This window comes from Desulfovibrio porci (assembly GCF_009696265.1).
Lineage (GTDB): Bacteria > Desulfobacterota > Desulfovibrionia > Desulfovibrionales > Desulfovibrionaceae > Desulfovibrio > Desulfovibrio porci.
Genome location: NZ_VUMH01000007.1, coordinates 153,900 through 160,242, shown reverse-complemented (window position 1 = coordinate 160,242; position 6,343 = coordinate 153,900). Strand labels below are relative to the sequence as shown.

The window sequence follows — 6,343 nt, the reverse complement described above, 5'->3', positions numbered from 1 at the left end:
ATTTGTTGACTCGCAGTTGCCAGACCGCGAGACCTTTTAACAAATCAAAAGGAGTTTTGCTGTCATACTCATAGCTTTAAGCTTTTGGGAACCCCCCGCCTAGCGGGGGGTTTTCTTCATACAAAAACGGCAGCCGACGTTGCCGCCGGCTGTCGAAAAGGGAATATCCGCCGCTACGCGGGATCAGGCTTCTTTCATGCGCGTGATAAGCTCATTGAGCCGCTGGGACTGCGCGGCCAGATCGGAAACGGCCTTGGCGGCCTCGGCCATGGCTGCGGCGGTCTGCCGCGACATGTCGTTGACCTGGACGATGGAATGATTGATCTCTTCGCTGGCTGCGGATTGTTCCTCGCTGGCCGTGGCGATGGCGCTGACCTGATCCGCCGTGGCTTCCACCGTGGCCACGATTTCCTCCAGCGCCGAGCCGGACTGGTTGGCGAACTCCGTGGCCTGCTCGATCTGCTCCACGGCCTTGTCCACCGACTCCGTGCTTTTAACCGTGCTTTCCTGAATGGCCTTGATGGCGTTGCCCACATCATGGGTGGAGGCCATGGTCTTTTCGGCCAGATTGCGCACTTCGTCGGCCACCACGGCAAAACCGCGCCCGGCGTCTCCGGCCCGCGCCGCCTCAATGGCCGCGTTCAGCGCCAGCAGGTTGGTCTGGTCCGCGATGTCGGAAATCACGTTCATAATCTGGGAGATGGCCTGGGCGTGCTCGTTGAGCCGGCCCATGTCGGCCTTGACCTTCAGGGACGCCTCATGCACGGTCTGAATGCGCCGCAGGGAGCGCCCCACAACTTCGGAACCGGCCTGGGCCTTTTCCCTGGTTTCCGCCGAGGCGGAGGAGGCCGCACCGGCGTTTTTGGCCACTTCCTGCACGGTGGCGTTCATTTCGTTCATGGCCGTGGCCGCTTCGGACAGGCGCTGGGCGGATTCCGCCGCGCCCCGGTCGGACTGCTCGATCTGGGCCGCCAGTTGGGTGGAGGCGGAAGAAAGCACGGCGGCCACTTCCTCCAACTGCCCGGCGGCGGCCAGCATGCCCTCGCGGCGCGCGCCCTCGGCGGCCTTGCGGGCTTCCTCGGCCTCCTGCATGGCCTGGTGGGCCTCTTTCGTGGCCGCCATGGGCTTCCCGCGTCTTCTGCTCGCTTTCCGCAAAGAGCCGTTTGAGGTTCTCCACCATGCCGCCCACGCCCCGGGCCAGGCCGCCGATTTCATCCGAGCGGGCCGCGCTTTTTTCCAGGCTGCGGCGCTGGGTCTCGTCGATTTCAAAATGCCCCTCGGCCACGCGGGCCACGAAGCGCGAGCCTTCATCCAGCGCCCCGGCGATATTCCGGGCCACAAAGAAGATGATCAGGCCCACCACCAGACCGATGCCCAGCATCAGCACAAGGTTGCCGCGCAGCAGGGCCGCCGCGGGCGCAAGGATTTCGGCCCGCTCCACACCCACCAGCACGGACCAGTCCATACCGGGAATGGTGCGGAAATAGGCCACTTTTTCCTTGCCGTCCCAAATATAGCGCAGATGGCCGTCGCGCTGTTCCAGAACCTGTCTGACCCAGTCCAGCTTGCCGTCCTCGTCGCCGATGTATTTCTTGTTGGGGTGCATCAGCAGCAGACCCGTGCGGTCATAGACGAAACAGGAGCCGGTCCGGCCGATCTTGACGCTGTCCGTGGTTTCTTCGGCCAGGGTCTTGAGGTCCACAGTGGCGTAGAGCACGCCCAACACCGTATTGCCGTCCATGACCGGCGCCGAAATGATGGAGGTGATCTGTCCCGTGGTCTTGCTTTTCGTGTTCTGCACGGCGCTTTTGCCCTGCATGGACTGCTTGAAATAGAAGCGTTCCGCCAGATTCATACCGATGCCCTTGGCGGAGGTATGCCCGACCACCACCCCGTCAGGAGCGATCAGGGCCACGTCCGTGAGCAGAGGGAAGTCTGTGGAAGCGCTTTTGAGAGCCTGCTGCATGCCGGCCCGCAAAGAGGCCTTTTCCTCGTCGGATCCGGCTTTGAGAAAATTACGGATGCGGGCGATGGTCGCGGCATTCTTCAGCACATCCCGCAACAGGCCGGTCATGCTGTCCAACTGGCTGGTCTCACTGGCGACCAACAGATTCAGATCTTCAGAGATCTGGGCGTCCAGGGCGTTTTCCGCGCTTTTGTAGCTGAACCAGCTCACCGCGCACAAGCCCAGGAGCGCGGGCAGCAAAATAAACAGCAACAACTTGGGCAACAATCGCAATTTCATGCCATCTCTCCCTTCTTCGATCCGACGACGCGGACAGCGGCGTGAAAAAGGCGTCACAGCGCATGACGCAACCTTGACCAAGCGGCATTCGGCAAGACCGCCTGAACACAACGAAGGCCGGTGCAGATCCGGGCGAAATGAAGCCTATGCCGGATTTTCGCCGCGCGCGAAAATCCGACCGGATGCGCCCGTCAGTAAAAACGGCCTGTTACGCCGCAAAGCGGCATCTGCATGAGGACATACGGCCATCGTTGTGAAATTGGCGAACTGTTTCTCTGTGCTTTTCGCCATATCTTTGAAAAAGATTATAGCAATAGCGAATGTTCTTCCAGCCCCCGTTATTCGTTTTCTGTAGAAACACGCGGTTACAGGATGTATTTCCCTGTTATATCAAGGAAAACAAAGCCGCTGTGGAGAAGATATTTCCGACTTCCGGCTGGAATAAAAGGCAATAGTTGACATGGAGATGACAGAGAAGGCGCTTGTGGCCGCCGTTTTCGCGTTTTTCCGCTGGAAAGGCCGCCGGGAAAAGACACGCGGAAACAAACGGGGCTACGGGCGGAGCCAGAGGCGCAGCGCGTCGTCTTCGGCGTAGCGCACGTTGCCTGGGCCGAGTCCCAACTCCGCCCAGGCCGGACGCAATTCCTTGGCATGGCCCCAGAAATAGCCCTGGCAGGCGCGCGGCGCTTCCAGACGCTCCGCCAGCCGCCCTCCCGCTTCGCGGGCGGCCAGGCTCCGCACGGCCGTCAGCAGAGCCCGGCCCATGACCCGCGCGCCCAGCGCCGGATGGGCGGGACCGGCCAGAATCGCTCCGGCCAGAGAGGCCTCCGGCGCAAGGCCCATCCGGATGACCGGCCTATGGGCGGCCCGCGCCAGCAGCCAGCCTTGGGCCAAGCTGTCCAGCGTGCTTTCCATGTCCCAGGGCGCATAGTCCCCGGCGCGCCAGAGCCGGGCCAGACCGGTGCCCGCCAGCACCAGACAGGGGTAGAAACGCAACATGTCCGCGCCCGCGTCCAGAGCCCGGGCCACATCCGCGAGAAAAACCTCCGGGCTCACGCCGGGCATGCCCGGCAGCAATTGCACGCCCAACCGCAGGCCCGACGCCCGGACCAGGGCGCAGGCCCGCAGGGCCGTGGCGCCGTCATAACCGCGCCGGGCGGCCCGCAGGGCCGTGTCCGCGAAACTTTGCACGCCCAGTTCCACAACCGTGCAGCCTGCCTGCCGCAGACGGGACAATATACTCTCGTCCAGACAGTCAGGCCGGGTGGAGCAGCGGAAACCGGCAATGCGCCCCCGCGCCAGCGCGGTCGCGACGAATTCCAGACAGGCTTCCCGCTCCGCAGCGGGCAGAGCGGTGAACGTGCCGCCGTAAAAGGCCAGTTCCGCCGGCGGCAGGCCGTGCGCGGCGCGCAGCTCCAGTGCCGCGCCGGCCTTGTCCAGAATCCCGTCCGGACCGGCCTCCTGTGGGCTCCGGCCGGTCTGAATGTCCTGCGCGCAGAAAATGCAACGCGTCGCGCAGCCCCGGAAAGGCAGAAAAACCGGTACAATGGGCCGCGAACGCGCGGGCGGCGGCCAGGGCAGAGCCAGAGGCGCAAGGGATGGAAGCGGAGAAACGGACGGCATGGGGCCTCGCTGACTGCGGAATCAATGGCGAATAACTGCGCAAGCGGCCGGGCAAAAAAGAAAAATCTTGCTCAGGCCGGGACTTGCGTGTATTTATAAAAGAAAGTGTCACCTGTGTGAAGCGGATGCGCGCCATACTCCATGGCGCGGGGGATCGTCTGCGCGGCGGCGGGTGCCGCCAGCCGTATAAACGCAGCATGAACGGCCGGAGAAACTCACGATGAAAAAAACACTGACCAAAGCGGATATTGTGGAGGCCATCTACGAAGAGACCGACAAAAACCGCGTGGACGTGAAAAACGTGGTGGAGAAGCTCCTGGATATTATGAAGACCGCCATCAAGAAAGATCGCGCCCTGCTGATCAGCGGCTTCGGCAAATTTGAGTGTTATGACAAGGCGTCCCGCAAGGGGCGCAATCCGCAGACGGATGAGACCATCACCCTGCCGCCGCGCAAAGTGATGGTCTTTCGTCTGTCCCGCAAATTCCGCTCGGAACTCAACCCCTAGGGCGCTTGCCGCCTTTCAGGCGTGAACTGTTCTGCAACGGTTAATTTGAACATTACCCCCACGAAATACAAACAGTCCGATTTTATCCGCCGTAAATAAATACCATAAATGCTAAATAAAGCAAATTTTTACTAAATCAAAACGATTTATCCTTAGTGAGAAAGACAGGCTTTGCACGAAAGGAGTGTACTCTCAACAGTGTCCGACTGAAGTAAAAAGTCCGCGGTGGTGAAGCTGGAAGACAAAAGGCCGCTTCAGAACACGCCGGGGGCGACCCTCTTTGAGGGCCACGAGCAAGGGCCCACCCCGCAAAGGTTCGCGCGGGCATGTGGTTCACGGCGGCTGTTACGGCCCCGGACCGGCGGCGGGACCGAAGCATCGTTGCGTCGTCGCAACGCGCCGTGCGGGGATCCCGCGCCGGGAGTTGCCTATGCTGTTTAATTCCTATCCGTTTCTGTTCTGTTTTCTGCCCCTCCTGCTGCTGGTCTGGCATTTGACCGGCGGCTTCGGTTCCTCGCGGCTGGCCCTGGCGCTGCTGTTCTTTTCGGCCGTCTTCTACGGTCTGTGGGGCGCGGGATTTCTTCTGCTGCTGGCCGTCATGGTGGGCATGAACTACGCCTTCGGCCTGGCCCTGGCCGCGCCGGAAGGCCTCAAAAAGGGCGGTCCGCCGCTGGGGCTGTCCCGCAAAGGCCTGCTGGCTCTGGCCTTGGCCCTCAATCTGCTGCCGCTGCTCTGGTTCAAATATTCCTGGTTCCTGGCCCAAAATCTGGCCCTGCTCTTCCAGACCCAATGGGATTTCCAGCCTCCGGGCCTGCCTCTGGGCATTTCCTTCTACACCTTCATCCAGATCGCCTGGCTGGTCAGCATATACCGCCGCCAGATCGCGCCGCAGGGTCTGGTCCGCCACGCGCTCTTCTCCTCCTGTTTTCCCTATGTCATTTCCGGCCCCATCGTGCGCTATGAACAAATGGGCCCGCAGTTTGACGCCCTGGCCGGGCCCGACGCCGAAGGGCTGGCACGCGGCTTCAGCCTGTTCAGCATCGGCCTGGCCAAAAAAGTGCTGCTGGCCGACAGCATCGCCCTGTATGCCGACGCCGTGTTCAACGCGGCGGAAAAGGCCTTCCCCCTCAGCGGGGCCGAAGCCTGGCTGGGTTCGTTCTGCTATACCTTCCAGCTCTATTTCGATTTTTCCGGTTATACGGACATGGCGCTGGGTCTGGGCCTGATGCTGGGCCTGCGCCTGCCGGAAAATTTCAATTCGCCTTACAAATCCACGGGCATTGTGGATTTCTGGCGGCGCTGGCACATCACGCTCAGCGCCTGGCTGCGCGACTTTCTGTACATTCCCCTGGGCGGCAACCGGGCCGGGAGGCTCAAACAGTACCGCAATCTCTTTCTGACCATGCTCATCGGCGGGGCCTGGCACGGCGCGGGCTGGACCTTCATGCTCTGGGGGGCTCTGCACGGCCTGATGCTCAGCGTGAATCACTTTTTCCGCGCCCGGATCAAGGGTTCGCGCCTGGAAGCCGTCCTGGCCGCCGCGCCGCTGCGGCTGCTCTCCATCGCCTTTACCTTTCTGTGCATCAATGCCTGCTGGGTGGTCTTCCGGGCCCTGAGCCTGGACGGCGCGCTGCGTGTCTACACGGCCATGTTCACGGGCCCGTTCAACGCGCCTGACGGCGCGACGGCACAGGGTCTGAGCGGCGCATCCGCCCTGCTGGCCGGGTGGCTGCCCAACCACTATTTCCAGGGCTGGCAGCCCTTCGCTCTGCTGACGCTCTGCGCCGTGCTGGTCTGGGCCTTTCCCAACAGCCGCGAAATCCTTCAGGGCCGCCGCGACGGCTCCCGGCCCCGGCTGTCCTGGCGGCCATCCGGGCTCTGGGCCTCGGGCCTGGCCCTGCTGGCCTTCGCCGCGCTGATTCTGGTTTCGCGCCAGTCCACTTTTCTATATTTCCAGTTTTAGCGCC

At 62.3% G+C, this 6,343-nt stretch carries 5 protein-coding genes; 2 read left to right on the top strand and 3 right to left on the bottom strand.

Features of this window, described 5'->3' with window-relative positions; all coding sequences use genetic code 11:
• Positions 1–183: 183 nt before the first annotated feature.
• From FYJ44_RS15040 to FYJ44_RS08540, 3 genes are all read right to left on the bottom strand, one after another.
• Positions 184–795, bottom strand: coding sequence for a methyl-accepting chemotaxis protein (locus FYJ44_RS15040; protein WP_407643779.1), 612 nt, complete (start codon positions 793–795; stop codon positions 184–186).
• Positions 758–2,245 (bottom strand): cache domain-containing protein, encoded by a 1,488-nt coding sequence (locus tag FYJ44_RS14695; RefSeq protein ID WP_154511144.1) that lies wholly within the window; start codon positions 2,243–2,245, stop codon positions 758–760. Before FYJ44_RS14695 ends, FYJ44_RS15040 begins: the two co-directional genes overlap by 38 nt.
• A 552-nt stretch (positions 2,246–2,797) precedes the next feature.
• Positions 2,798–3,868, bottom strand: coding sequence for an elongator complex protein 3 (locus tag FYJ44_RS08540; RefSeq protein WP_154511142.1), 1,071 nt, complete (start codon positions 3,866–3,868; stop codon positions 2,798–2,800).
• A 220-nt stretch (positions 3,869–4,088) separates the two neighbouring features.
• Here FYJ44_RS08540 and FYJ44_RS08535 point away from each other — a divergent pair, with 220 nt between their 5' ends.
• Positions 4,089–4,376, top strand: a complete 288-nt coding sequence (locus FYJ44_RS08535; protein WP_154511140.1) for an integration host factor subunit alpha — start codon at positions 4,089–4,091, stop codon at positions 4,374–4,376.
• 430 nt (positions 4,377–4,806) lie between these two features.
• Positions 4,807–6,339: an MBOAT family O-acyltransferase gene (locus FYJ44_RS08530; protein ID WP_154511138.1), complete on the top strand. Its 1,533-nt coding sequence runs from the start codon at positions 4,807–4,809 to the stop codon at positions 6,337–6,339.
• Positions 6,340–6,343 lie beyond the last annotated feature (4 nt).